Genomic DNA, 24,773 nt, shown 5'->3' with positions numbered 1-24,773 from the left:
GCCCGGCAGCTGCTTTGAAACGGTCAGGCCGCCTGTTCCTTGAAGCGATAGCCAACACCATACAGCGTTTCGATTGAATCGAAGCTGTCATCGACCATCTTGAACTTCTTGCGCAGCCGCTTGATGTGGCTGTCGATGGTGCGGTCGTCGACATAGACATTGTCGTCGTAGGCCGCATCCATCAACTGGTCGCGGTTCTTTACATGGCCGGGGCGCTGCGCCAACGCATCCAGCAGCAGGAATTCGGTGACCGTGAGCACCACTTCCTCACCCTTCCAGGTGCAGCGATGCCGCGCTGGATCCAGGCTGAGCGGACCACGCACCACCATCTTGTCGCTTGCGGTTTCTTCCGCACCTGGCCGGTTGGCCTCGGCACGCCGCAGCACCGCCTTGATGCGCTCGATCAGCAGGCGCTGGCTGAACGGTTTGGTGATGTAATCGTCGGCGCCCATCTTGAGGCCGAGCACCTCGTCGATCTCCTCGTCTTTCGAGGTGAGGAAGATCACCGGCACCTGGCTGACGCGGCGCAGGCGGCTCAGGGTTTCCATGCCATCAAGACGGGGCATCTTGATATCGAGAATCACCAGATCCGGCAGTTGCTGGGTCAGGTGGCGCAGCGCTTCGGCGCCGTCGTTATAGGTGCGCACCTTGTAGCCTTCGGCTTCCAGGGCGATTGAAACGGAAGTCAGGATGTTGCGGTCGTCATCGACCAGGGCAATGGTGGCGCTCACGGAGAGATCCTTGATGGCGGGCGGAAAGTCCCGGAAAACCGGTGATCATCGTCACATCTATATAGCAAGTCGCTGGCCGGTTTGCAGGGGGTGGGGCAGGCTTTGGGCATGAATTTCACGCCCCTCCTAACGGCCGGCTCAGCCGTTCATATCCATCTCACGGCGACAATTTTGGCGCTGCTGCTGGGAATCATGATGCTGGCCCGTCGCAAGGGCACCCTCTCGCACCGATTGCTGGGCTGGATCTGGGTCGGCCTGATGCTGACGGCGGCGGTCAGTTCCTTCTGGATCACCAGCATACGGGGCAGCTACAGCCCAATTCATGCCCTGAGCGTGCTGGTGCTGGTTCTGGTGCCGCTGGCGGTGCTGGCGATCCGGCGCGGCAAGGTCACCCGGCACCGCATGGCGATGACCGGCCTGTTTTTCGGTGCCCTGGTGATCCCGGGCCTGTTCACCCTGCTGCCGATGCGCCTGCTCGGGCGGCTGATGACCGACGGCGTGGCTCTACTCACCCTGGCCCAGTAGCAGCCCGCGCCGGCGCGCCGATTCAAACAGGCTGAGGAAGATGATGAAGCCGAGCGCCAGATACAGTGCGTTCAGCGCAAAGGCACCGATCAGCAGGTCGCTGCGCAGCACGCCATCGACCAGCAGCGCGCGCATGCCTTCGAACACATAGGCCGGCGGCAGCGACCAGGCGACCAGCTGCAGCCAGCCGGGCAGCACGCTGACCGGGTAATAGACGGCCGCCACCGGCAGGATCAGGAACATGGCGCCCCAGGCCGCGCTCTCGGCACCCAAACCGCGGCGCATGATCAGGCCGCAGACCGCGATGCCGATGGCCCAGCCGAACATGACCAGGCTGAAAAAGAACGCGGCCAGCGCCAGGCCCATGCCATAGACCGAGAAATCGAAGAACCACCAGGCCATGAAGCTGACTGGGACCATGCCGACCAGGGTGCGGATCAGGCCCATCGCCAGGATCGAGGCGGCGAATTCACCCGGCCGCAACGGGCTGACGAACAGGTTGCCCAGGTTGCGCGACCACATTTCTTCCAGGAACGAGATCGCCACGCCAAGCTGCACGCGGAACATCGAGTCCCACAGCATCATGCCGGCAATGAACACGCCGAAGGCTTGCGCCACATAGGAAGTCTTGCCGGCCAGGAACTGGGTCAGGAAGCCCCACATGATCATCTGCACGGCCGGCCAGTAGATCAGCTCGACGACACGGGTCCATGACCCAGATAGCAGATACCAGTGCCGCAGCAGCATGGCGGTCATGCGCTGCAGGCTGCAGCTGATGCTGTTGGTGCCCATGCTCATGCTGGCGCTCCTTCAAGCGCCGCCGCCTTGCCCTGGCCGCGCGCGATGTCGAGGAATACTTCCTCCAGGTTACGTCGGCCATAGCGGTCGATCAGCTCCGGCGCGCTGCCACGGTCGACGATACGGCCTTCCTTCATCATCAGCACCTGGTCGCACAGCCGCTCGACCTCGCCCATGTTATGCGAGGCCAGCAGGATGGTGACGCCGCGCTCCTGCCGGTATTTCTCCAGCAGGCTGCGCACCCAGTCGGCGGTATCGGGATCCAGCGACGCCGTCGGCTCGTCCAGCAGCAGCATGTCGGGCTGATTGATCAGTGCCTTGGCCAGTGCCACGCGGGTTTTCTGCCCGGCAGACAATGCGCCGGCCGGCCGGTCGAGCAGGGCGGCGAAGTTCAGTTCCTCGGCCAGCTGTTCGATGCGCGCGGCGGCCTGCGGCACCGCATAGAGCCCGGCAAACACCTTCAGGTTCTGCCGCACGGTCAGGCGATGCGGCAGGTCGACATAGGGCGAGGAGAAATTCAGCCGCGGCAGGATGTGGTGCCGGTCGCGCAGCATGTCGGTGCCAAGGATATGGATGCTGCCGGCCGAGGGCTTCAGCAGGCCAAGCAGCATGGCGATCGTGGTGGTCTTGCCGGCGCCGTTGCCGCCCAGCAGGGCGGTCACGCTGCCCGGCGCCACCTGGAAGTCGATGCCATCGACGGCGCGCACCTGCTTCTCGTCCGTGCCATAGGTCTTGGCCAGGCCGGAAACGGTAATGGCTGAGTCAGTCATGCGCAGGCTCTGGTGGCTGGTCGTGGCGAACTGATATGGCAGGCTTGGAAGGGTTGTCTAGTCCATTGCCGCCAAATGACGGACCAAAAACCTATTTCTGGGTCATGGTCCAGATGCCGTCCCAGGCCTCCGGCGTGTCCTTTTCCAGGATCGCGATGCGTGTAAGGAAAGCCTCGGCCAGAGGATCCTCGCCGGCCTTCTGCTCCAGATATCGGCGCGCGGCAGCCCAGTTGCCCTGCCGATAGGCTGCCAGCGCTTCGGCAAAGGCCGTGTCGCGTTCATGCTGAACCGCGCCAGCCGGCCCATACAGTTCGTAGACACGTTCCGGTTCGGTCTTGCCGACAACGCGCATCATGTCGATCTCGCGCAGGGCAAACTGATCGCCCACCATGTTGCGGGTTTGCGTATTGATCATGATGCGTGTGCCGTAGCTTTTGTTGGCAGCTTCCAGGCGCGAGGCGAGGTTGACGCTGTCGCCGAGTACGGAATAGCTCTGCGAGAATTCCGAACCGATCGAGCCGACCAGCATCTCGCCAGTGGCGATGCCGATCCGGATGTTGATCTTGGGCAGGTTGCCGCGCATACCGATCAGGTCTGGCAATTCGGCGTTGAAACGGTCCAGCTGCTTCATCATGTCCAGTGCAGCCTCGCAGGCCAGCATCGCCTGGCGATCGCTTGCTACGAAGGGAGGGCCCCAATAGGCCATGATGGCATCGCCGATATACTTGTCGATGACGCCGTTATGCTGACGCACAGGTTCCGACATCAGGGTCAGATAGCGGTTCACCACGGCCAGCAGGGCGGCTGGAGACAGACGTTCACTCAGCGCCGTGAAGCCCTGCATGTCGCAGAACAGCACCGTCATCACGCGCCGCTCGCCTTCACTGTGAGCGAGATCGGGGCGTTCAAGCAGGCCCTCCACGATCCGCGGATCCATATAGCGGCCGAAGGTGTCGCGGATGCGCTCCTTCTTGCGCAACTCTTCCACCATGACATTGAAGCTGGCGGTGAGCTGGCCGATCTCGTCGCGGGACGAGACCGGCAGATCGACATCGAGTGATCCGCTTTCGATCCGCTGAGCACCCAGCAGCAGCGCCTTCACCGGGCGCACCAGGCTGCGGGTGATGAAGCCGGCGGCAACCAGGCCGAGTGCGCAGGCCAGGATGGTGACGATCATGTTGGCCAGCATCAGGTTCTCTTGGAAACTGCGTGCGTTGCTGGCCGCAGTTTGCAGGATAGACCGCATTTCGGTGCGATACCGCTCGAGCCGCTCGTTTATCTCAGTGGTGCGATCCTCGATGGCATCCAGCGCCCCATACACCTTCTGCCAGTCTTCGGCGGCCAGGCCGTCCAGCACCGGGGTCAGCACGCGCTCTTCCTTGCTGAAAATCTCCAGCATCATTTCCAGCTGAGCGTCAACGCGGGCAATGGCCTGGTCGTTATGGAAATAGGAGTCCCATGCCAGCAAGGCAGCCAGATGCTGCCGTGTCACGCCCAGCTCGCTCCTGACCCCCTCGATCGCCTTGAAGATGTCGGCGCGATAGGCCTCGTTATGCTCGTTGGTCGTCATGTCGCCCGAGCGGACATGCACGATCAGGCGCCGCACAGCGAGGTCTTCTTCCACCGAACGGATATGGGCGCGCGCCAGTGCGGAATAGGCCGGCACGTAATGCTGCTCAATCAGGGTCAGTTCATCGCTGACGATCCGGGCCATCTGGCTGGCAACGACGGCGACCAGCACCATGATGGCAAGCAGGCTGGCGGCAATGGCGAAGATTTTGGCGCCAACAGAACGCAGGATGCTGACCTTGAAAGGCAGCGAGGCGATTGCAGAGAAGAAGGTCATGAAACTGCCGGGTGGGTCGCAGAGGCGACAGCATGACATAACGGGGACGGGGCGGGAAGGATGGACGTGGGCATGCCCGTCTTCTAGTCCCGATTCGCTGTTTGAAACCACTGGCTCCCGGCGTGGCAAACCGTGTAACGTCCGCCTCATGTCGCGCGAAACAAGACGCTTTGTCTGGTCTCTCCTCATTTCGATCGGGCTGATCTACACGGTTCTCGAACCGCGTCATGTCCCGTTCATGTGGACCTACCTGATTTCGCCGTATCTGCCATTCTGGCTCGACAAGCCGCTCGCCGTGCTGGCGTGGTTCAGTCTGGCCTGGACCGCGGCCAGCGGATTTGAGCTTTTCCTCTGGCGGCGTCTGTATGGGCAGAGCCTCTCGGGCGTGCCGCGCCAGCGCAAGCTGTTCACTGACCTGTTCAATGTCATGCTGTATGTCGCCGCGGCCGGTATTGTCGCGGTCGAGGTGTTCGACCAGGCGCCGACCGGCCTGTTTGCAACCTCCGGCATCGTTGTAATCATACTCGGCTTCGCCCTGCAGCAGCTGCTGGGTGATATCTTCGCCGGTGTTGCCCTGAATCTGGAGCGCCCTTTTAAGGCCGGCGACTGGATCACCATGGATGGCACCCAGGGTATCGTGCTGATGACCAACTGGCGCTCCACCCATCTGCGCACCCGCACCATGGATCTGATGGTGGTGCCCAATGCCGTGATCGGCCGCGCCAAGCTGATCAACCACAGCCAGCCACAGTTGCGCCATCTCGACTCTGTCGAGGTTCCCTTGCAATACGGTTTCGATGAAGCCGTATTGAGGCAGATGCTGAAAGATGCGGCCCTGACTGTGGATGGCGTGCTGTCCGATCCGGCGCCGATCATCCTGCTGCATGAGATGCGGCCGGTTACCATGCTGTGGCGTATCTATTTCTTCACCGATAATTTCGCTGCCCTGGTCATCATGAAGGGCGCCATTCTGAATGCCGCCTATTCGGCTTTGCGCAGCAGCGATCTGGCAGTGTACCTGCCGCGCAATGAAACCATCCTGCATCTGGATGCGCCGGGGGCGGCGATCCAGGGCAGCTGACACCGGATTTGGGGGACTACGACGATGAAAAAGAAGAGCCTGAAGCTGGCCCTGCAGGGCGGCGGTGCCCATGGCGCGTTCACCTGGGGTGTTCTTGATCGTCTGCTGGAAGATGACCGTATCGAGATCGAGGCGCTGGTCGGCACATCGGCCGGTGCGATGAATGCGGCGGTGACGGCCTATGGCCTGGGCGCTGGCGGTCCGGCCAAGGCGAAGGCGTTGCTGGAGGCATTCTGGCGTAAGTCGTCCGAAGCCGGCAAGAAAGGCCCGTTGCAGCCCAGCCCGATCGACAAGCTGTTCAGCATCGGCAACATGGATTACTCGCCGATGTATCATTTCTTCAATTCGCTGTCGCAGATGATGTCGCCGTATCAGCTCAATCCAACGAATGTGAATCCGCTGCGCGACCTGATCGCCGAAGTGGTGGATTTCGAGGCATTGCGGGCCAACAAGACGGCGGCCAAACTGTTCATCTGCGCCACCAACGTGAAGAACGGTCGCATCCGCGTGTTCAATCGCGATGAGGTGACGCCCGATGCCGTGATGGCATCGGCCTGTTTGCCTTTCCTGTTCCAGGCCGTGGAAGTGGATGGCAACTTCTACTGGGATGGCGGCTATTGCGGCAATCCGCCCATCTTCCCTTTGATCTATGAAAAGGGCACCAATGACATCCTGATCGTGCAGATCAACCCGATCAATATCCCCGAGGTGCCCAACACCGCGGCGGCGATCCTGGACCGCATCAATACGCTGAGCTGGAATTCCAGCCTGATGCGTGAGATGCGCGCCATCCAGTTCGTGACCAATCTGCTCGACACCGAAGAGCTTAACCGCGAGAAATATCCGCGCGTATTCATGCACAGCATCGACGCCGAGGACGTGCTGGCCAAGTTCAGCGTCTCCAGCAAGCTCAATCCCGACTGGGAATTCCTGTGCTATCTGCGCGATCTCGGCCGCGAGCGGGCGGAGGCCTTCCTGGCCGCGCATTTCGACGATATCGGCAAGGCTTCGACCACCGATATCGTGGCCAAATTCATGTAATTAGGCCGGCGGGACGGCCGCCCGGTCGGGGGCTGGACAGGGGTGGGGAATTTGTCTATAACCGCGCGCCGTTACGGCCCCGTGTGGACCGTAAACAAGGTTGTGTGCCCAGGTAGCTCAGTTGGTAGAGCAGAGGACTGAAAATCCTCGTGTCGGCGGTTCAACTCCGTCCCTGGGCACCATTTTCCCCCTGAAAACGCCCGACATTAAACCAATGCGCCCTAAAACCGGCGCATCAGCGCATCGATGCGGTCCAGATGCCGGCGCAGGGATTCCGGCGTCGCCACATTCATGTGGTAGTAGGCGTGATAGCCCACGCGGGTGCCTCCGGTCAGTGCACGCAGGTATCGCGTGATCACCTTGCGCGGCGGGTCACCCATGAAAAACGCCATCCAGCGCGGCCGGCCATAGGTGGTGAAGGCCGCGATCTTCTTCAGGTGCGTCAGTGCCGGTTTGACATTGGCCGGGTCGCTGATGTCGAAGGCGACACCTGGCATCAGCACGCGATCGAACCACCCCTTCAGGATCGCCGGCAGGCCGAAACACCAGACCGGAAAACACAGCACCAGGGCCTCGGCCGCCAGCAGGCGGTCGACATAAGTCTGCACCGGTGCGCGATTCACCGCTGTGTTGTGATAGTTCAGACGCTCCTCCCGGCTCAGCACGGGATTGAAGCCCTCGGCATAGAGGTCGCAATCATCGACCTCATGGCCGGCGGCGTTCAGCGCCGCCACCACGCGGGCATGCAGCGCGGCGTGGAAACTGGTTTCGACCGGATGGGCATAGAGAACCAGGACGCGCATCAGTCGGCTTTGTCCTTGGTCGCGGGCATCGGCAGGCTGTTGCGGATCGCTATCAGCCTGGCATGGAGCGCGTCGTCGCGGATGCGCGGCAGCAGCCGATCCAGTTCGGCGGCGATTTCCGCTGGCGACAGATAGCCGCGCCAGGCATCGGGTGCCTCATCGAGACTGCAAACAGTGGACGCAGGCGGTTTGGGTTCATCCATGGCCAAAGTGTAGCGCAGGGATGCGCGGCTGTCGTCATCGACCTGTCATCGCATCGGCATCGCAGTGTCATGCTAGGCCGTTACCGACTCTCCTCCCATACACTTCACAGGGGGAATCGGACATGAAACCGATCGCACTTGCACTGATTTCGGCAACTTTCCTGGCTGGCGCCGTCCACGCCCAGGATGCCAAGCCATTCCGCGCCACCGTCGCCGGGCATGTTTTTCTGCCGGCGGAAAGCTTCGTGCCGGCGCCGGCCGATGCGCCGGCCATGCTGAAGACCTCGGGCAAGTTCACCGGCGCCGTGCGCAACGACAAACTGCGCAGTGTCGAGGGCATCTCGGCGCTGTCGGACAAGGCCGCGCCACGCAAGATCGGCATCAGCCTGCCGTTCGAGGGTCAGCCGGTGCAGGGTTTCTCGGGCATCAAGGCGCTGGGCAATGGCGAGTTCCTCGTCGTCACCGATAATGGTTTCGGCAACAAGGCCAACTCCCCCGACGCGATGCTGATGTTCCATCGCTTGAAGATCGACTTCGCCAACGGTCAGATCCAGCGACAGGAAACAATGTTCCTGCATGACCCGGACAAGAAAGTGCCGTTCCTGATCGTCAATGAAGGTACCGACAAGCGCTATCTCACTGGCGCCGATTTCGACCTGGAGTCCATGCAGGTCGCGGGCGACACGCTGTGGTTCGGCGATGAATTCGGCCCCTATCTTATCGCTACCGACCGCCAGGGCAAGGTGAAGCAGATCGTCGAGACCAAGGTGAACGGCAAGCCGGTGCGTTCGCCCGATCATTATGCCGTGCGCACGCCGGGCGCGCCGGGTGCGGTGGCGTTCGAGTCGCGCCGCAGCAAGGGCTATGAGGGCATGGCCGCCAGCAAGGATGGCAAGTTCCTCTATCCGCTGCTGGAAGGCGCTCTTTGGGATGCCGCCGCCAACAGCACCGAGAAGGGGGCTGACGGCAAGGAATACCTGCGCATCCTCGAATTCGATCTGGCCAAGAATGACTGGAGCGGTCGCAGCTGGAAGTATCGCCTTGAAGTCAACGGCAACAGCATCGGCGACTTCAACATGATCGACGCCAGCACCGGCATGATCATCGAGCGCGACGACACCGAGGGGAATCAGGCTCAGGCCTGCAAGGGCGCGGTTGCGCCTGACTGCTTCAATGTGCCGGCCAAGTTCAAGCGGATCTACAAGATCGACTTCAGTCAGGCGGACTCGGAAGGCTATGTGAAGAAGGTCGGCTATATCGACCTGATGGACATGGCCGATCCGAACAAGAAGGCGAAGCAGGGCGGTGAAACCGGTGAGGGTGGCCCGAAGCTGACCTTCCCCTTCTTCACCATCGAGAATGTCGATGTGGTCGATGCCACCCATATCATCGTCGGCAACGACAACAATCTGCCCTATTCCTCGGGCCGCCAGCTCGGCAAGAGTGACGATAACGAGTTTGTGCTGCTGGACGTGAAAGACTTCCTCGCCGCCAAGTAAGCTAGCGGTTCAGAAAAGCGGCCCGGCCGGGGCAAACCGGCCGGGCTTTTTTATGGCGCAACGGCGGCCTTGATCCAGGCAGCGACGTCATCGCGCGCGACCACGGGCGTGGTCAGGTGGTTGGCGGCGACCTCGAGATATTTGCTCTTCGGGTTGTCCTGCAGCCTGTCGAATACATAGCCGCGACCGCGCTGGTAGATCGGGTCGGCATTGCCGACCACCCAGAGCACGGCGGTACCCGCAGGTATCTTTGGCGCGGTTACCGACATCTCCGCGTCCGAAGTCGGATCGAAAAAGGACAGATAGTCCTTCGCGGTCATCCGCACCTGCAGAATCCTGCCCTGGTTGTTGTCGTTGAAGTCCTTGCGCGTGTCGCCCTGGCCGGCCGCCACCAACCGGCGTGCCTCTTCTATGCTGCTCCCCGTGGCATTGACCGACATGTAGAATACGGGGATGTGACCCGGTGCCAGCAACGCAACCGCATCCACATTGCCGCTGCGTGCGGCATAGCTCATCGCCGCCGGGCAGCCCATGCTGTGGCCGGCGATCACGATCTTGGTCGCACCGCGGCTGCGCAGGGTTTTTACATGACTGTCGATCTCGGCCATCGCCTTGTCCCAGTTGCCGTCGATATAGCGCCGGGCCGACCAGGGCATGTCGGGCATCAGCGTAATCATGCCCTCATGATCCAGCTTGGCCTTCAGGCTGCCGAAATTGGGATCGTTCGGGCTGCCCGGATTTTTCCCGTGCAGCATCAGCACGCCAATCTTGTCCTGGGCCAGGGCCATCGTCGTCAAAGCCAGCCATGCCATTGCCAGCGCGACGATCAGTCGTTTGAAACGCATCATGCCCTCCCTTTGTTGGCGGCGATACTGCGCAACCGGCAGGAGGGCGACAAGGCTCAGGCCGGTTTGGCGATATCCCAGTCGGCTGCCTTGCCCATGGCGCCATCGGGCAGGCTGAGGCCGAAGGTAAGATGGCGTGGGCGCTCAATCGGCAGCAGCTGCTTGCGCAGCCACTCTTCCACCATGCGGCGCAGGCTGGGGATCTCGGTCGCGGTATCCTTCGGCACCACATAGGCCTTCAGGCGCAGCGTGCGGCCAACGCGATAGGGGCGCACCCGGGCGGCAGCGACCTGCGGATGCTGGCGCAGCACGGCAGCAACATGTTCGGGGTTCACGTTGATGCCGCCGATCTGGATGGCGCCATCGCGCCGGCCGACCACAACGAAACGGCCAGCCTGGTCCACCACGGCCAGGTGATCGGGCAGGGCCACCACCTGGTCACGGCTGCGGTGGCGCAGCATCGTGGTGCCGCCGGCAAAGCGCCAGTAGGGAAACAGCGTGAAGCCGGTATCCGGCGTATCGCGCCAACCGATGCCGGCGGTCTCGCTGGAGCCGTAGAGTTCCACCAGCCGGGTGAAGCCGGCGGCTTGCACGGCACGTGCGGTATCGGCCGGGCAGGGCGCGGTCGAGGTGATGCCGCGCACGTTGCGCGGGATCGGGCGGCGGCTTTCGCTCAAGGCCTGCCAGACCTGCGGGAAGCCGACCACCAGGTCGCCGGGTTGCAACTGCTCGGCCACGGCGGCCGGCCGCAGGCCACGCAGATCGATGAAGCCTGCGCCATAGCGCTGCGGCAGCAACAGCACGAACATGAAGCCATAGATGTGATGCGATGGCACCAAGCCGACGACGCGGCGGATACTTGCGCCAGCAGGTTCATGCAGGCTGGCCTGGAATTCCAGTTCCTCGACAAAGCGATCCCAGCTGTGGCGGATCGCTTTCGGTGTTCCGGTGCTGCCGGAACTGCGGAAGGTGAGGTCGCCGGCACCGCCACGCGCCGTGAAGGCGTCCTGCAGCAGCCTGAGCCAGTCGCCGAAGTGCCGGGCGGCGGCAAAGTCCTGCGGCAGGGTCAGGCCGAATAGCAGTGACAGGGCTTCGGCAATCGCCTGCCGTTCGCGGGCGGCGAAACCTTCCAGCCGCAGATCGTCGGGCCACAGTGCCGGCAGTATGGGCGCTGAACCGCGCAGGCGCAGCACCTCGGCCTGGCCAGCGTCGCTGACCACGCGGCGCAAGACATCGGTATCGCTGAACCAGTGATGGGCTGATATCGGCATGGCTGCATGTTAGCCGGCCTTGGCGGTTTGGCGGGCGTCATTTCCGCGTGAGGATATGCGCCGTTTATGCAGGGTGCCCGGCTTGCCCGGCCGGGGCGGCCCCCGTAGATTGCGGACATCCTGTTTCCCGCCCGAGTCGCACCCCAGCGGCCGGGCCTTGCCGTGACCCGCCATGCTCAATCCCCGTATCGACGAACTCAGCGACTATCCTTTCGCCCGCCTGCGCACCCTGCTCGATTCCGAGCCGCTGCCGGCTGGTATGGCGCCGATCAACCTGTCCATCGGTGAGCCGTCGCATCCGCTGCCGCCGATGGTGATCGAGCAGATGACGGCGGATCTGAGCATCCTCAACCGCTACCCCACCATCAACGGCACGCCGGAATTCCGCGCCGCCTGCGCCGCCTGGATCACGCGCCGCTACAAGCTGCCGGAAACTCTCATTGAGCCGGAGACGCAGATCGTGGCGCTGACCGGCACGCGCGAAGGCCTGTACATGATCGCCAATGTGATCGTGCCGCAGAAAAAGGGTCCGAAAGGCGAGCGCCCGCTGGTGCTGATGCCCAACCCGTTCTACCAGACCTATGTGGGCGCGGCGGTGGCGGCTGGTGCCGATCCGTATTTCATGCCGGCCACGGCCGAGAACGGTTTCCTGCCCGATTTCAAATCGCTGGACAAGGACACGCTGCAGCGCACGGCGCTCGTCTATATCTGCTCACCGGCCAACCCGCAGGGCGCGGTTGCCAGCGTGGACTATCTGGCGCATCTGATCGAACTGGCGCGGCAGTATGATTTCGTCGTCGCCTTCGATGAATGCTATGCCGAGATCTACGACCAGGTGCCGCCGCCAGGGGGCCTCGATGCCGCCCTGCATCTGGCCGGCAACAAGGTCGGCCAGGATGCGCTGAAGAACATTGTGGTTTTTCATTCGCTGTCCAAGCGTTCCAGCGCGCCGGGGCTGCGCTCGGGTTTCTGCACCGGCGACCTGGAAATCACCAAGGCCTTCATCAAGCTGCGCAACTATGGCTGCACCGGCATGATGATGCCGGTGGCGGCGGCCTCTGCCGCGCTGTGGCGCGACGAGAAGCATGTGGAAGAAAACCGCGCGATGTATCGCCAGAAATTCGACATGGCGCAGAATGTGCTGGGCAACCGCTTCGGCTTTTTCCGCCCGGCCGGCGGTTTCTACCTCTGGCTCGATGTCGGTGACCCCGAGGCCATGGCGCTGCGCCTGTGGCGCGAGGCGGCCATCCGCAGCCTGCCGGGCAATTACCTGACCCGGCCGGAAAATGGCGGAGAACGGGCCGGAAAGACCTATCTGCGGCTTGCCCTGGTGTCGGATATCCCGACCACCCAGATCGCCCTTCAACGCATTGGTAACGTTCTCGGGGGTTAACTGGTCAGGCTAGGGCGAATCGGCCCGGGTCGGCGGCCGTGTATGCGCGCCGGTATGGTTAATCTGTGAGGAACGGCATGGCTGCCAGGTCGAAGAAGAAGCGGTCTTTCTTCCCCGAGGGATTTGACGATTTCCTGCGCATGCGGGCCCGCGAGGGTGGCGGCATCCTGATCCTTGGCCTGGGCTTCCTGCTGGCGCTGGCGCTGGCCAGCTTCGACCCCGCCGATCCCAATTTCAATCACGCCACCCCCAAGGCGCCGCATAACTGGCTCGGCCTGCCGGGCGCCTATGTTTCCGATGTGCTGCTGCAGACGCTCGGCCTCTCGGCCTGGCTGTTCGTGCTGCTGCTGGCCAGCTGGGGTTTCCGCATCGTCTCGCACCGTGGCCTGCCGCGCTGGTGGCTGAATGTGGCCCTGGTGCCCCTCACCCTGATCCTGTTTGCGGCCTTCGCGGCTGCGCTACCGGTGCCGACGGTCTGGGCATTGCGCGCCGGGCTTGGTGGCGTGGTCGGCGATTTCATCCTCTATCACCAGCTGGTGCCCTTCGGCGTCATGCTCGGCATGCCGATCTCCGCCGTGCTGCCGGCCGTGCTCTGCTTCGGTTTCGCCGTGCTGTGCTTCTATTTCGCCTCGGGTCTCAGCATGAGCGAATGGCGCAGCATGGGCGCGGGGCTCGGCTTCGGCGCCGCCGCCACCGCCGGCCTCGCGGCACAGGGCATCTATCAGGGCGGCAAGGCCGCCGTGCGCGCCGGCCAGGAAACCCAGGGTTTCTTCGGTCGCCTCAAGGCAGCCTTCACCCGCGACGACGAGGACGACAAGCCGGTGCTCCGCAAGGCCGAGCCGAGCTTTGGCAAGGCCAAGGCGAAAGCTGCCGTCGAGGATGACTATGTCGATGCCGACGATCTCGATGAGGCCGACGACGAGGACGATGAAGACGACCTGCCGCGGCTGCCAACGGCCAAGCGCGCTGATGAGGGCCGCGTCACCCGGCGCATCGAAAAGCCGCGCACCGGCGTGCGGGCCGCACGCGAGGCGCAGACCACGCTCAATCTGGGCGATGCCGGCGATTTCGAGCTGCCGGAACTGTCGCTGCTGAAGCCGGCGCCGGCCGATACCGCGCGCGAAAAGATCAACGAGGATGCACTGGAGCAGAATGCCCGCATGCTCGAATCGGTGCTGAACGAATTCGGCGTGCAGGGCGAGATCACCAAGGTGCGCCCCGGCCCGGTCGTCACGCTGTATGAACTCGAACCCGCACCCGGCACCAAGTCCAGCCGCGTGATCGGCCTCAGCGACGATATCGCCCGCTCGATGAGTGCGCTGTCGGCCCGCGTCGCCGTCATTCCGGGCCGCAATGCCATCGGTATCGAACTGCCCAATGCCAAGCGCGAAACGGTGTATCTGCGCGAGCTGCTGGCCTCGGCCGAATTCGAGAGCCCGTCCACCAAGCTGGGCCTGGCGCTCGGCAAGGATATCGGCGGTTCGGCCATCATCGCCGACCTGACCAAGATGCCGCATCTGCTCGTCGCCGGCACCACCGGTTCGGGCAAGTCGGTGGCGATCAACACCATGATCCTGTCGTTGCTCTACAAGCTGACGCCGGATCAGTGCCGTTTCATCATGGTCGATCCCAAGATGCTGGAACTCTCCGTCTATGACGGCATCCCGCATCTGCTCGCCCCGGTGGTCACTGAGCCGGGCAAGGCTGTGGTGGCGCTGAAATGGACCGTGCGCGAGATGGAGGACCGCTATCGCAAGATGTCGGAACTCGGCGTGCGCAACATCGCCAGCTACAACGAGCGTCTCGCCCAGGCACGCGCCAAGGACGAGAAACTCGGCCGCACCGTGCAGACCGGCTTCGATCCCGATACCGGCAAGCCGATGTATGAAGAGCGGCCGATCGACCTCAACCCGCTGCCCTTCATCGTTGTCATCGTCGACGAGCTGGCCGACCTCATGCTGGTTGCCGGCAAGGATATCGAGGCCGCCATCCAGCGCCTGGCGCAGATGGCGCGCGCCGCCGGCATTCATCTGATCATGGCGACCCAGCGCCCGTCGGTCGATGTCATCACCGGTACGATCAAGGCGAATTTCCCGACGCGTATCTCCTTCCAGGTGACATCGAAGATCGACAGCCGCACCATCCTGGGCGAACAGGGCGCCGAGCAGTTGCTCGGCATGGGCGACATGCTGTTCATGCCGGGCGCCGGCCGTATCAGCCGCGTGCACGGGCCGTTCGTCTCGGATGAAGAAGTCGAACGCGTGGTCAAGATGCTGAAAGACCAGGCCGAGCCGATCTATGTGGAAGCCGTGACTGCCGATGCCGATGGCGGCAAATACGGTGCGCCGGGTTCGGGTGGCGAGGGTGGCGGCAGCGAGGAAGATAATCTCTACGACCAGGCCGTGGCGCTGGTCTGCCGCGAGCGCAAGGCCAGCACCTCCTTTATCCAGCGTCATCTGCAGATCGGCTATAACCGCGCCGCCCGCATCATGGAACGCATGGAAAAGGAAGGCGTGGTCGGCGGCGCCAACCATGTCGGCAAGCGCGAAGTGCTCGCCCGCAATATCGAAGCGGCGGAGTAGGGCCAGCCAATGGGAGATTGGATGGCATACGTTGTCATCGCCCCATTTGTGCTCGCTTGCCTGATCGGTTTTGTTGCTGGAGTGGTGACCTTTGGCAGTGCTGCCTTGGTTGTTGCCAGCCGCAAGCCTGATCAAACACCGAATGGGTTCTTCGCGTGGTTTGATCCCATAGATGGTCTGAAGCTGTGGCTGGCGCCGCGGGAGATGCTTACCGAAACCGGCCAGCGCCACTGGCATCGTCTCTGGAAGGCCGGGGGAGTATTCTTAGGTTCTGCGCTTTTCGCCGTATGTTATGTGGCGCTTCTGGAATTGATCCCTCGATAGCTGATACGGCCAAGTCGTCGTTCCGTTTCCGCAGAAGTTCGATTAGCCCGGCGTCACCGCCGGGCTTTTTATTGTGCAATCGCTAAAGCTGCAGCGCGCGCATTCCTCAATGCCCGCCGCGACTGCACCGGATCATGCTGCAGTGCCCGCGCGAGCAGCAGCCCACCAACCAGCACCGACAGCACGGCATCGGCGCGATCCTTCTGCTGCTGCCGGGTCGGCGCCTCGATCTGTGCCGCGAACAGCGCCAGCAGCCGCGCGATGCCACCCTCATAGGCAGCCTGCACGACACCGCCGGCGCGTTGCGCCTCCATACCCACACTGGCCATCACGCAGCCGAGTTCGGGCTGGTCACGATGGGCTTCCGTCAGGTAGGTCTCGATCAGGGCTTCCAGTCTCTTGCCCGGCGGTGCCTTGGCCGTGATCGCCTCCAGCCGTGCCCGCATATGGGCAAAAGCGGCTTCCACTGCTGCTGCCGCTAGCGCCTCCTTGGAGTCGAAATGCCGGTAGAAGCCGCCATGGGTCAGGCCGGTCTCGGCCATCACCTCGGCGACGCCGGTGTCGGCCAAGCCGCGACCACGGATCATTCGTCCGGCGGTGCGCACGATCTGGCGACGGGTTTCCGCCTTTTCCTCGGCCGAACGGCGCATGACTGGCTTTCTGCAGCACAAATAGCACTTGACGGATAGATGATAGCAATCATCTAATTTACTCGGCAAGAGAAAACACGGAGAGCCGCCATGTCCGCCCCCTCGTCTGCGCAGGATACGATCGTCATTGCGTCCGCCGTCCGCACCCCGCTCGGCCGCTTCGGCGGGGCGCTGAGCAGCGTTGCCGGAAACGAACTCGGTGCGGTCGCCATCAAGGCGGCGCTGGAGCGCGCCGGGGTGAAGGGCGAAGAGATCGACGAGGTGCTGATGGGCTGCGTGCTGCCGGCCGGCCAGGGCCAGGCGCCGGCGCGCCAGGCGGCGCGCAAGGCCGGCCTGCCCGATCATGTCGGCGCCGTCACCATCAACAAGGTCTGCGGCTCAGGCATGCGCGCCACCATGCTGGCGCATGACATGCTGCTGGCCGGCTCGGCCGATATCATGGTGGCGGGCGGCATGGAGAGCATGTCGGGCGCGCCGTATCTGCTGCCGCAGATGCGCTTCGGTCACAAGGCCGGCCATACGAAAGTGCTCGATCACATGATGCTGGATGGGCTGGAGGATGCCTATGAGCGCGACCGCGCCATGGGCACCTTCGGCGAGCAATGCGCCGAGAAATATGGCTTCACCCGGGCTGAGCAGGATGCTTACGCGATCGAGACGCTGACCCGCGCACGCAAGGCGGTGGAGAATGGCTGGTTCGATGCCGAGATCGTTGCCGTCACACCCACGGTGAAGGGTGCGGAGACCGTCAGCCGAGACGAGAATCCGCTGAAGGTGAACCCGGAAAAGATCCCGACCCTGAAGGCGGCCTTCAAGGCCAATGGCACCATCACGCCGGCCAGCTCCTCGGCCAATGCCGATGGTGGCGCTGCGCTGGTGCTGACGCGGGAATCCACGGCCAGGGAAAAGGGCCTGCCGGTGGTAGCGCGCATTGTCGGTCACTCTGTGCATGCGCAGGACCCCGCCTGGTTCACCACCGCGCCGATCCCGGCCATCCGCAAGCTGTTGCAGAAGGTCGACTGGAGCGTCGACCAGGTCGATCTGTTCGAGATCAACGAGGCATTCGCGGCGGTGCCTATGGCGGCGATGCGCGACCTCAATATCGGCCATGACCGCGTCAACGTGGTGGGCGGCGCCTGCGCGCTGGGGCATCCGATCGGCGCCACCGGCGCCCGCATCATCGTCACGCTGCTCAATGCGCTGCAGCGCAGCGGCGGCAGGCGTGGCATTGCCTCGCTCTGCATTGGCGGCGGTGAAGCCACCGCGATTGCCGTGGAGCGCGCCGCGTGAAGCAACGGTAACGCCGACGTAACCACAAGTTCGTGGTTCAAGGGCTTTCCATTGCGTGACCATGGCCTTTATTGTCCTGCAGCCCATATCGCAGGAGATTCGCCATGGACGTGCGCGCCGCTGTCGCTTTCGAGGCCAAGAAGCCGCTCAGCATCGAAACGGTGAAACTGGAGGGTCCCAAGGCCGGCGAAGTTCTGGTCGAGATCAAGGCCACCGGCGTCTGCCACACCGATGCCTATACGCTGTCCGGCCTCGATAGCGAGGGCAAGTTTCCCTGCATCCTGGGTCATGAAGGGGCGGGCGTGGTGGTCGATATCGGCCCGGGCGTCACCAGCGTGAAGAAGGGCGATCATGTCATTCCGCTCTATACGCCGGAATGCCGCCAGTGCGATTACTGCCTCAGCCGCAAGACCAATCTCTGCCAGTCGATCCGCATCACGCAGGGCCAAGGCATGATGCCGGACGGGACCAGCCGCTTCAAATGCCGCGGCGAAACCGTGTGGCATTACATGGGCACTTCCACCTTTGCCAATTACACCGTGCTGCCCGAGATCGCGGTCGCCAAGATCCGGCCTGACGCGCCCTTCGAGAAGGTCTGCTACATCGGCTGCGGCGTCACCACCGGCATTGGCGCCGTGGTCTATACGGCCAAGGTGCAGGCCGGCGCCAACGTGGTGGTCTTCGGCCTGGGCGGCATCGGCCTCAATGTGATCCAGGGCGCCCGCATGGTGGGCGCCGACCGCATCATCGGCGTTGATATCAATCCGGCCCGCAAACAGATGGCCGAGAAATTCGGCATGACGCATTTCGTCAACCCGAAGGACATGAAGGATGACGAGCTGGTGCCGCATCTGGTCGAGTTGACCAAGGGTGGCGCTGATTTCAGCTTTGAATGCATCGGCAATCCGAAGACCATGCGGCAGGCGCTGGAATGCTGCCACAAGGGCTGGGGTGAGAGCGTCATCATCGGTGTGGCGCCGTCAGGTGCGGAAATCTCCACCCGGCCGTTCCAGCTGGTCACCGGCCGGGTCTGGAAGGGCTCGGCTTTCGGCGGCGCGCGCGGACGCAGCGACGTGCCGCAGATCGTCGACTGGTATATGGACGGCAAGATCAACATCGATGACCTGATCACCCATGTGATGCCGCTGGACAGGATCAACGACGCGTTCGACCTGATGCATGAGGGCAAGTCGATCCGTTCGGTCGTGACCTTCTGATGGAGCGCATCAAGAACTGGGCCAGCTTCGGCGGCCAGCAGCAGGTCTGGCGGCACGCATCGACATCGCTGGGCTGTGCGATGGAATTTGCCGTCTATCTGCCGCCGCAGGCATCAGAGAAAAACGCAAAGCTGCCGGTGCTGTATTACCTGTCGGGTCTCACCTGCACCTGGGAAAACATGGTGGCCAAGGCCGGTGCGCAACGCTACGCCGCCGAGCATGGCCTCATTCTGATCGCCCCGGACACCAGCCCGCGCGGCGTGAATATCCCGGGTGAGGACGACTCTTACGATTTCGGTTCCGGCGCCGGCTTCTATGTCGATGCGACACAGACGCCCTGGGCGCGGCATTACCGGATGTATTCCTATGTGACGCAGGAACTGCCGGCGCTGATTGCCGAGCATGTCCCGGCTGCCGAGATGGCGCGCAGCGGCATCTTCGGCCATTCGATGGGCGGTCATGGTGCATTGGTCTGCGCCTTCCGCAATCCGCAACTCTACAAATCGGTCTCGGCCTTCGCGCCGATCGTGGCGCCGAGCCGGGTGCCCTGGGGCGAGAAGGCCTTCACCGGCTATCTCGGGCCGGATCGTTCCACCTGGAACAGCTGGGACGCCACGGCGCTGGCATCAGCCACCGACTGGCGCAAGCCGGTGCTGATCGATCAGGGCATGGCCGACGAGTTTCTGGAAAACCAGTTGAAGCCCCAGTTGCTGGCCAATGCCGCCGCTGCCGCCGGCATCCCGCTGACGCTGCGTCTGCAGGCCGGCTATGACCACAGCTACTATTTCATCGCCAGTTTCATCGGCGAGCATATCGCCCATCACGCCCAGCAGCTGCGGCGTTAATCCGCCGCATCGCTCTTCAGGCTATAGGCATCGGCCGGTGCGGTGCTGCTGATAAAATGCAGCAGCATGCTGTGCACGCCATCGTCGGTCATCAGCTTGCGATGACCGATGCCGTCCAGCACGCGGAAATCGGCGCGTGGCCACGCGGTGGCGTTCTCCTGGCTGTGCTGCAGCGGTACGGTGCGGTCCTCACGGCTGTGCAGGATCAGGCCGGGTTGGTTCAGGTTGCGTAGTTTGGGCGGCAGATAGAGCGAGTCCATGGTGCGGCCGATCAGCCGCTCGATGGCGGTGAAGACCATGGTGGTCTGCTGCCGGCTCAGTTTCAGCATCTGCATCATCGCGCCGGCGAACAGCCGCGGATGGTTGGGCGAGGCGAGGATGGCAAAGCGTTCGGCGCGCAGGCCCATCTCGGTGGCGGCGATCAGCGTTGCCGTGCCACCCAGCGAATGGGCGATCACCGCCTTGAAAGGCTGGTGGGGTGAGACTGCACCAATCGCTTCGGCCTCGCGACCGACGGCGGCGACGGCGGTCGCCAGGATCGGGATTCCGGTGATATCGGCCGGCGACCGGCCATGGCCGGGCAGGTCGAGTGTCAGCACACGATGGCCGCGCGCCACCAGCTTGTCGATCAGCGGCGCCCAGCTCAGGTGGTCGTCTTCCCAGCCATGCACCAGCAGGATCGCCGGCGTACCGGTTTGAGTTGGACCAAAACTCCAGGCCGCGATGGGGCCATACTGCGTTTCGGCGGCGAAGGCGGTTTCCCGGGTCGCATAAGGCGGTCGGCCCGCGGCGGGTCTGCGCCAGGGCCGCAGAAACATCCTGGCGGCGCGGTTGGCCGCCCAGCCCGGCGCCAGGCGGAAACCGGTGCGGATCAGGCTGCGTTGAATCAGGAAATTGATAATAGAATGAACATTCGTGCTTTTATTTGAGCGAGGTGAAGAATGTTTGGTCATGGCGAGGCTCGATTCAGCGCAGTGCGGGTGGTCGGGTTCAGGCAGAATATAGCACGATCGTTCTATTTCAAGCCGAAAATCATCCTCAGGTGACCCGTTCCAGCCGGATTTCCACTTCGCGGTCGACATAATCCCATTCGGGGCTGACCCGCAGTTCCGCCAGCAGCATATCGAACCGGGCGGCATGGTCGGGGGCGAATTCGAACCAGGTGAGGAAATCGAACGGCTCGCCCAGATCGCGGGCATGGAACAGCTTGCGCGCCACGGCGGGCAGATAGGCCATGCCGATGGCGATATGACGCGACTGTTCCTCGATGATGGCCCGGCGTTCATCCTGCGCCAGCAGCCACCAGGCTGCAGTCTTGCGGATCGGGATCAGGGCCGCGCAGCGCGCTTCCGGCCGCCCCAGACCCGGCTGCACGGACGCCAGCGCGTTGCGTTCGGCTTCGTTGGTATAACGCAGATGGCTGGCGACACCGCGCAGCTGCCAGGCCACATCTTCGGCCTCGGCCAGGCCATCTCGCAGATCCAGATGACTGGCCAGCGCCATGCCGTTGCCGCTGATCGCCCGCATTGAAACAATCTTCCACGGCCCCGTCGGCCCGCCGACGAAGCTGGTAAAGCGCGATTCCATTGTCTGGTTCCCCCGGCGCGCCGGGGCGCCCGGCGTCAGCCCAGTTTTACCGCAGTTCCGCTGGCGGCGACCATCAACATTTGGCGATCCGTGCCGCCGATCTGCTGATAATCCAGATCCATGCCGACCACCGCATCGGCGCCGAGCGCCTGGGCTTCCTCCATCATGGATTCCAGCGCCAGCGCCTTGGCCTTGCGCAGTTCCTTTTCGTAGGAGCCGGAGCGGCCGCCGAGGATGTCGGTGATGCCGGCGAAGAAATCGCGGAAAATGTTGGTACCCATCACGGCTTCACCCGCCACGATGCCGAGATAGGCCGTGATTTTGCGGCCGTCCACGCTGTCGGTTGTGGTCAGAATCATGCGACGCTCCCGGTTGATTTCGCGGCAGTTTAAGCATGCCGCCTTGATTTCGCCATCTGCCAGGGCTACCGCTGTGAGCCATGACAGATCGCCGCCGCTTCCTGCTTGCCATGGCCGTTGCCGCAACTGCGGCGAAACTGCCGCTTTCCGTTGCCTATGCCGCTGCCCCGGCCAGTTCGGCCAAGCTGACGGCACAGGACCAGGCTGATCTCGCCCGCATTGCCGCCTATTTCAACGAGGTGCGCAGCATGCAAGGCCGTTTCCTGCAGGTCGCGCCGCAGGGCGAGGCCTCGGAAGGCAAGATCTACATGAGCCGGCCGGGCCGCTTCCGCTTTGAATATGATCCGCCGGTCCCGATGCTGATCGTTTCCGACGGCGCCTATATCATCATGGAAGACCGTGAACTGAAGACGGTGGAGCGTATTCCGCTAGGGGCTACGCCGCTCGATCTGCTGGTGCGCGACAAGGTGGTGTTCGATGACAGCGTCGGCATCGCCAGGGTCGAGCGTGGTGCCGCCATCCTGCGGGTCACGCTGTTTGCCCCGGACCGTCCGAAAGAGGGTGCCCTGACGCTGGTGTTCGGCGACAAGCCACTCGAATTCGCCGGCTGGACCGTCACCGATGCCCAGGGCAAGGACACGGCCATCACCCTGTCGAAGATCGATTTCAATCCGCAGATCAACCCCCGGCTCTATACCTATGGCGACCGGCCGGCGGTGGAACGCGCCCTGCAGCAGCGCCGGTAACCCGGTTACCAGTGTAATTCTGGTCCGTTCACGGACCCTGTTTCCGACCCCATTCCGGGGGCCAGCGCTACCGGCGGTATGGGCACATGCCGTAACGGCAGCTACCGTCCACGGCGCCCTGGCCCCGAGGCGGGAATTCCACAGTCCCGGGAGCGGCGAGATCAGGCGCAAGTCTGTGAACTTTCGTCCAAAAACCTGAATTTCCGGCGGCGCGGCGGTTGCGGCCTTTCCGAAGGCTGCTATAACCTCGGCCCCGAACGGCAATCAGAGAAACCGGGGCTTTTCGCGCCGGTTTTAAAACCCGTAGGTCAGCATGAACATCCATGAATACCAGGCGAAAAGCCTGCTCGCGAAATACGGTGTCGCCGTGCCGCGCGGCGGTGTCGCTTTCACGGCCGACGAGGCCGTTACCGTGGCCAAGCAGCTGGGCGGTCCCGTCTGGGTGGTGAAGGCCCAGATCCATGCCGGCGGTCGCGGCAAGGGCGGCGGCGTCAAGGTGGTGAAGTCGATCGACGACGTTGCCGCACAGTCCAAGTCGATCCTCGGCATGACCCTGGTGACGCACCAGACCGGTCCCGAGGGTAAGCTGGTCAAGCGCCTCTACATCGAGGAAGGCTGCGACATCAAGCGCGAGCTGTATCTCAGCTTCCTGGTTGATCGCGCCACCTCGCGCATCACCGTGATGGCCTCCACCGAGGGCGGCATGGAGATCGAAGAGGTTGCGGCCTCGCATCCGGAAAAGATCCTCAAGGTCGCCATCGATCCGGCGACCGGCCTGCAGCCGTTCCATGCCCGCAAGATTGCCTTCGGCCTTGGCCTTGAGGGCAAGCAGGTGCAGTCGGCGGTGAAGTTCATGACCGCGATGTACGAGGCTTTCACCAGCCTCGATGCCTCCATCGTTGAAATCAACCCGCTGGTCGTCACCGGCGCCGGCGAGATGATTGCGCTGGATGCCAAGATGAACTTCGACGACAACGCGCTGTACCGCCACAAGGATGTGGAAGACATGCGCGATCCGGACGAGGAGGATGCCTCCGAACTGGAAGCCGCCAAGTGGTCGCTGAACTACGTTAAGCTCGACGGCGAAATCGGCTGCATGGTCAACGGCGCCGGTCTTGCCATGGCCACCATGGACATCATCAAGCTGTACGGCTCCGAGCCGGCCAACTTCCTCGATGTCGGCGGCGGCGCCACCAAGGAACGCGTCACGGCTGCTTTCAAGATCATTCTTGGCGACAAGAACGTGAAGGGCATCCTGGTCAACATCTTCGGCGGCATCATGCGCTGCGACATCATCGCCGAGGGCGTGGTGGCTGCGGCCCGCGAGGTCAAGCTGGCGGTGCCGCTGGTCGTGCGCCTGGAAGGCACCAACGTCGATCTGGGCAAGAAGATCATGGCCGAGAGCGGCCTGCCGATCATCTCTGCCGATAATCTCGCCGACGCCGCCGAAAAGGTGGTGAAGGCCGTGAAGGGAGCCAAGTAAATGGCTGTTCTCGTCAATAAGGACACCAAGGTGATCTGCCAGGGCATCACTGGCAGCCAGGGCACCTTCCACAGCGAACAGGCGATTGCCTACGGTACCAAAATGGTCGGCGGCGTCACCCCGGGTAAGGGCGGCACCACCCATATCGGTCTGCCGGTGTTCAACACCGTGGCCGATGCCGTGGAAAAGACCGGCGCCAACGCCTCCGTGATCTATGTGCCGCCGCCGTTCGCGGCCGACTCGATCATGGAAGCCATCGAGGCCGAGATTCCGCTGGTGGTCTGCATCACCGAAGGCATCCCGGTGCTCGACATGGTCAAGGTCAAGCGCGCGCTCACCGGTTCCCGGACCCGCCTGATCGGTCCGAACTGCCCGGGTGTCATCACGCCGGGCGAATGCAAGATCGGCATCATGCCGGGCCATATCCATCGCCGCGGCAAGGTCGGCATCGTGTCGCGCTCCGGCACGCTGACCTATGAAGCCGTGGCGCAGACCACGGCGGCCGGCCTGGGCCAGACCACCTGCATCGGCATCGGTGGCGACCCGGTCAATGGCACCAATTTCATCGACGCGCTCGATCTCTTCCTTGGCGACAAGGAAACCGAGTGCATCATCATGATCGGCGAAATCGGCGGCAGCGCCGAGGAAGAGGCTGCCGAGTTCCTGATGAAGTCCAAGATCAAGAAGCCGACGGTGGGTTTCATCGCCGGTCGTACCGCGCCTCCGGGGCGCCGCATGGGTCATGCTGGCGCCATCATCTCGGGCGGCAAGGGCGATGCGAATACCAAGTTGGAGGCCATGCGATCGGCCGGCATCCGAGTCTCGGAAAGCCCGGCAGCGCTCGGCACCACCCTGGTTGAACTGTTGAACGGTAAGTAACAGGA

The 24,773-nt window shown here is 63.2% G+C and carries 25 protein-coding genes and 1 tRNA gene; 14 read left to right on the top strand and 12 right to left on the bottom strand.

What is annotated here, in order from left to right:
• Nucleotides 1–23 precede the first annotated feature (23 nt).
• Nucleotides 24–731 carry a response regulator transcription factor gene (locus tag AAG821_RS13680; RefSeq protein WP_341909865.1) on the bottom strand — a complete coding sequence of 236 codons (708 nt, stop codon included), beginning with the start codon at nucleotides 729–731 and terminating at the stop codon, nucleotides 24–26.
• Nucleotides 732–839: 108 nt separating this feature from the next.
• Between AAG821_RS13680 and AAG821_RS13675 the strand changes: the two genes are divergently transcribed.
• Nucleotides 840–1,256: a DUF2306 domain-containing protein gene (locus AAG821_RS13675; RefSeq protein ID WP_341909863.1), complete on the top strand. Its 417-nt coding sequence runs from the start codon at nucleotides 840–842 to the stop codon at nucleotides 1,254–1,256.
• On the opposite strand, the gene AAG821_RS13670 is transcribed toward AAG821_RS13675, so the two are convergent.
• The 3 genes from AAG821_RS13670 to AAG821_RS13660 form a co-directional block, all read right to left on the bottom strand.
• On the bottom strand, nucleotides 1,236–2,054 hold the full coding sequence (locus AAG821_RS13670) for an ABC transporter permease (protein ID WP_341909861.1): 819 nt from the start codon (nucleotides 2,052–2,054) through the stop codon (nucleotides 1,236–1,238). The two genes, AAG821_RS13675 and AAG821_RS13670, sit on opposite strands and share 21 nt — an antisense overlap.
• Nucleotides 2,051–2,824, bottom strand: a complete 774-nt coding sequence (locus AAG821_RS13665) for an ABC transporter ATP-binding protein (protein WP_341909859.1) — start codon at nucleotides 2,822–2,824, stop codon at nucleotides 2,051–2,053. Before AAG821_RS13665 ends, AAG821_RS13670 begins: the two co-directional genes overlap by 4 nt.
• A gap of 91 nt (nucleotides 2,825–2,915) precedes the next feature.
• Entirely contained in the window at nucleotides 2,916–4,670 is a 1,755-nt protein-coding gene (locus AAG821_RS13660) for an adenylate/guanylate cyclase domain-containing protein (RefSeq protein ID WP_341909857.1), read from the bottom strand.
• Nucleotides 4,671–4,818: 148 nt separating this feature from the next.
• Between AAG821_RS13660 and AAG821_RS13655 the strand changes: the two genes are divergently transcribed.
• From AAG821_RS13655 to AAG821_RS13645, 3 genes are all read left to right on the top strand, one after another.
• Nucleotides 4,819–5,751 (top strand): mechanosensitive ion channel family protein, encoded by a 933-nt coding sequence (locus tag AAG821_RS13655; RefSeq protein WP_341909855.1) that lies wholly within the window; start codon nucleotides 4,819–4,821, stop codon nucleotides 5,749–5,751.
• A gap of 24 nt (nucleotides 5,752–5,775) precedes the next feature.
• Nucleotides 5,776–6,792 carry a patatin-like phospholipase family protein gene (locus AAG821_RS13650; protein WP_341909853.1) on the top strand — a complete coding sequence of 339 codons (1,017 nt, stop codon included), beginning with the start codon at nucleotides 5,776–5,778 and terminating at the stop codon, nucleotides 6,790–6,792.
• 106 nt (nucleotides 6,793–6,898) lie between these two features.
• Nucleotides 6,899–6,974 (top strand) — tRNA-Phe (locus AAG821_RS13645).
• 39 nt (nucleotides 6,975–7,013) lie between these two features.
• Here the strand turns inward: AAG821_RS13645 and AAG821_RS13640 are convergent.
• Together AAG821_RS13640 and AAG821_RS13635 are read right to left on the bottom strand one after the other, a co-directional pair.
• Nucleotides 7,014–7,595, bottom strand: a complete 582-nt coding sequence (locus AAG821_RS13640) for an NAD(P)H-dependent oxidoreductase (protein WP_341909851.1) — start codon at nucleotides 7,593–7,595, stop codon at nucleotides 7,014–7,016.
• Complete coding sequence (locus tag AAG821_RS13635; protein WP_341909849.1) at nucleotides 7,595–7,798, bottom strand: hypothetical protein; 204 nt, start codon at nucleotides 7,796–7,798, stop codon at nucleotides 7,595–7,597. The genes AAG821_RS13640 and AAG821_RS13635 overlap by 1 nt, the downstream gene beginning before the upstream one ends.
• A gap of 122 nt (nucleotides 7,799–7,920) precedes the next feature.
• On the opposite strand from AAG821_RS13635, the gene AAG821_RS13630 reads away from it, so the two are divergent.
• Entirely contained in the window at nucleotides 7,921–9,297 is a 1,377-nt protein-coding gene (locus tag AAG821_RS13630; protein WP_341909847.1) for an esterase-like activity of phytase family protein, read from the top strand.
• Nucleotides 9,298–9,347: 50 nt separating this feature from the next.
• Here the strand turns inward: AAG821_RS13630 and AAG821_RS13625 are convergent, their stop codons facing one another.
• Together AAG821_RS13625 and AAG821_RS13620 are read right to left on the bottom strand one after the other, a co-directional pair.
• The gene (locus tag AAG821_RS13625) at nucleotides 9,348–10,145 is read right to left on the bottom strand and encodes an alpha/beta fold hydrolase (RefSeq protein ID WP_341909845.1); all 798 of its coding nucleotides are present in this window, start codon (nucleotides 10,143–10,145) and stop codon (nucleotides 9,348–9,350) included.
• Nucleotides 10,146–10,198: 53 nt separating this feature from the next.
• Complete coding sequence (locus tag AAG821_RS13620; protein WP_341909843.1) at nucleotides 10,199–11,413, bottom strand: AMP-binding protein; 1,215 nt, start codon at nucleotides 11,411–11,413, stop codon at nucleotides 10,199–10,201.
• 172 nt (nucleotides 11,414–11,585) lie between these two features.
• On the opposite strand from AAG821_RS13620, the gene AAG821_RS13615 reads away from it, so the two are divergent.
• The 3 genes from AAG821_RS13615 (at nucleotide 11,586) to AAG821_RS13605 (ending at nucleotide 15,712) form a co-directional block, all read left to right on the top strand.
• The gene (locus AAG821_RS13615; RefSeq protein ID WP_341909841.1) at nucleotides 11,586–12,806 is read left to right on the top strand and encodes an aminotransferase class I/II-fold pyridoxal phosphate-dependent enzyme; all 1,221 of its coding nucleotides are present in this window, start codon (nucleotides 11,586–11,588) and stop codon (nucleotides 12,804–12,806) included.
• A 77-nt stretch (nucleotides 12,807–12,883) separates the two neighbouring features.
• Complete coding sequence (locus AAG821_RS13610; protein ID WP_341909839.1) at nucleotides 12,884–15,388, top strand: DNA translocase FtsK 4TM domain-containing protein; 2,505 nt, start codon at nucleotides 12,884–12,886, stop codon at nucleotides 15,386–15,388.
• Between the two features lie 21 nt (nucleotides 15,389–15,409).
• Nucleotides 15,410–15,712, top strand: a complete 303-nt coding sequence (locus AAG821_RS13605; RefSeq protein ID WP_341909837.1) for a hypothetical protein — start codon at nucleotides 15,410–15,412, stop codon at nucleotides 15,710–15,712.
• Between the two features lie 68 nt (nucleotides 15,713–15,780).
• On the opposite strand, the gene AAG821_RS13600 is transcribed toward AAG821_RS13605, so the two are convergent.
• A complete protein-coding gene (locus AAG821_RS13600; protein WP_341896082.1) occupies nucleotides 15,781–16,362 on the bottom strand; it encodes a TetR/AcrR family transcriptional regulator in 582 nt (193 codons plus the stop codon).
• Nucleotides 16,363–16,452: 90 nt separating this feature from the next.
• Here AAG821_RS13600 and AAG821_RS13595 point away from each other — a divergent pair, with 90 nt between their 5' ends.
• The 3 genes from AAG821_RS13595 (at nucleotide 16,453) to fghA (ending at nucleotide 19,714) form a co-directional block, all read left to right on the top strand.
• Complete coding sequence (locus AAG821_RS13595) at nucleotides 16,453–17,652, top strand: acetyl-CoA C-acyltransferase (RefSeq protein WP_341909835.1); 1,200 nt, start codon at nucleotides 16,453–16,455, stop codon at nucleotides 17,650–17,652.
• 104 nt (nucleotides 17,653–17,756) lie between these two features.
• Nucleotides 17,757–18,869, top strand: a complete 1,113-nt coding sequence (locus AAG821_RS13590) for an S-(hydroxymethyl)glutathione dehydrogenase/class III alcohol dehydrogenase (RefSeq protein WP_341909833.1) — start codon at nucleotides 17,757–17,759, stop codon at nucleotides 18,867–18,869.
• Nucleotides 18,869–19,714 carry an S-formylglutathione hydrolase gene (gene fghA, locus AAG821_RS13585; RefSeq protein ID WP_341909831.1) on the top strand — a complete coding sequence of 282 codons (846 nt, stop codon included), beginning with the start codon at nucleotides 18,869–18,871 and terminating at the stop codon, nucleotides 19,712–19,714. Before AAG821_RS13590 ends, fghA begins: the two co-directional genes overlap by 1 nt.
• On the opposite strand, the gene AAG821_RS13580 is transcribed toward fghA, so the two are convergent.
• The 3 genes from AAG821_RS13580 to AAG821_RS13570 all read right to left on the bottom strand — a co-directional run bounded on the left by AAG821_RS13580 (nucleotide 19,711) and on the right by AAG821_RS13570 (nucleotide 21,660).
• Nucleotides 19,711–20,667: an alpha/beta fold hydrolase gene (locus AAG821_RS13580; protein WP_341909830.1), complete on the bottom strand. Its 957-nt coding sequence runs from the start codon at nucleotides 20,665–20,667 to the stop codon at nucleotides 19,711–19,713. The two genes, fghA and AAG821_RS13580, sit on opposite strands and share 4 nt — an antisense overlap.
• Nucleotides 20,668–20,752: 85 nt before the next feature.
• On the bottom strand, nucleotides 20,753–21,301 hold the full coding sequence (locus AAG821_RS13575) for a chlorite dismutase family protein (RefSeq protein ID WP_341909828.1): 549 nt from the start codon (nucleotides 21,299–21,301) through the stop codon (nucleotides 20,753–20,755).
• A 35-nt stretch (nucleotides 21,302–21,336) separates the two neighbouring features.
• A complete protein-coding gene (locus AAG821_RS13570; RefSeq protein WP_341909826.1) occupies nucleotides 21,337–21,660 on the bottom strand; it encodes a YbjQ family protein in 324 nt (107 codons plus the stop codon).
• 80 nt (nucleotides 21,661–21,740) lie between these two features.
• Here AAG821_RS13570 and AAG821_RS13565 point away from each other — a divergent pair, with 80 nt between their 5' ends.
• The 3 genes from AAG821_RS13565 (at nucleotide 21,741) to sucD (ending at nucleotide 24,768) form a co-directional block, all read left to right on the top strand.
• Entirely contained in the window at nucleotides 21,741–22,406 is a 666-nt protein-coding gene (locus AAG821_RS13565) for an outer membrane lipoprotein carrier protein LolA (protein ID WP_341896095.1), read from the top strand.
• Between the two features lie 313 nt (nucleotides 22,407–22,719).
• Complete coding sequence (gene sucC / locus AAG821_RS13560; RefSeq protein WP_341909824.1) at nucleotides 22,720–23,889, top strand: ADP-forming succinate--CoA ligase subunit beta; 1,170 nt, start codon at nucleotides 22,720–22,722, stop codon at nucleotides 23,887–23,889.
• Entirely contained in the window at nucleotides 23,890–24,768 is an 879-nt protein-coding gene (sucD, locus tag AAG821_RS13555) for a succinate--CoA ligase subunit alpha (RefSeq protein WP_341909822.1), read from the top strand. It abuts the gene before it with no gap.
• Nucleotides 24,769–24,773: the final 5 nt, after the last annotated feature.

The sequence above is a fragment of the Ferrovibrio terrae genome (genome assembly GCF_943372915.1).
Lineage (GTDB): Bacteria > Pseudomonadota > Alphaproteobacteria > Ferrovibrionales > Ferrovibrionaceae > Ferrovibrio > Ferrovibrio terrae_A.
The sequence above is the reverse complement of the archived record's forward strand: the minus strand, read 5'-3'. Positions and strand labels throughout refer to the sequence as shown.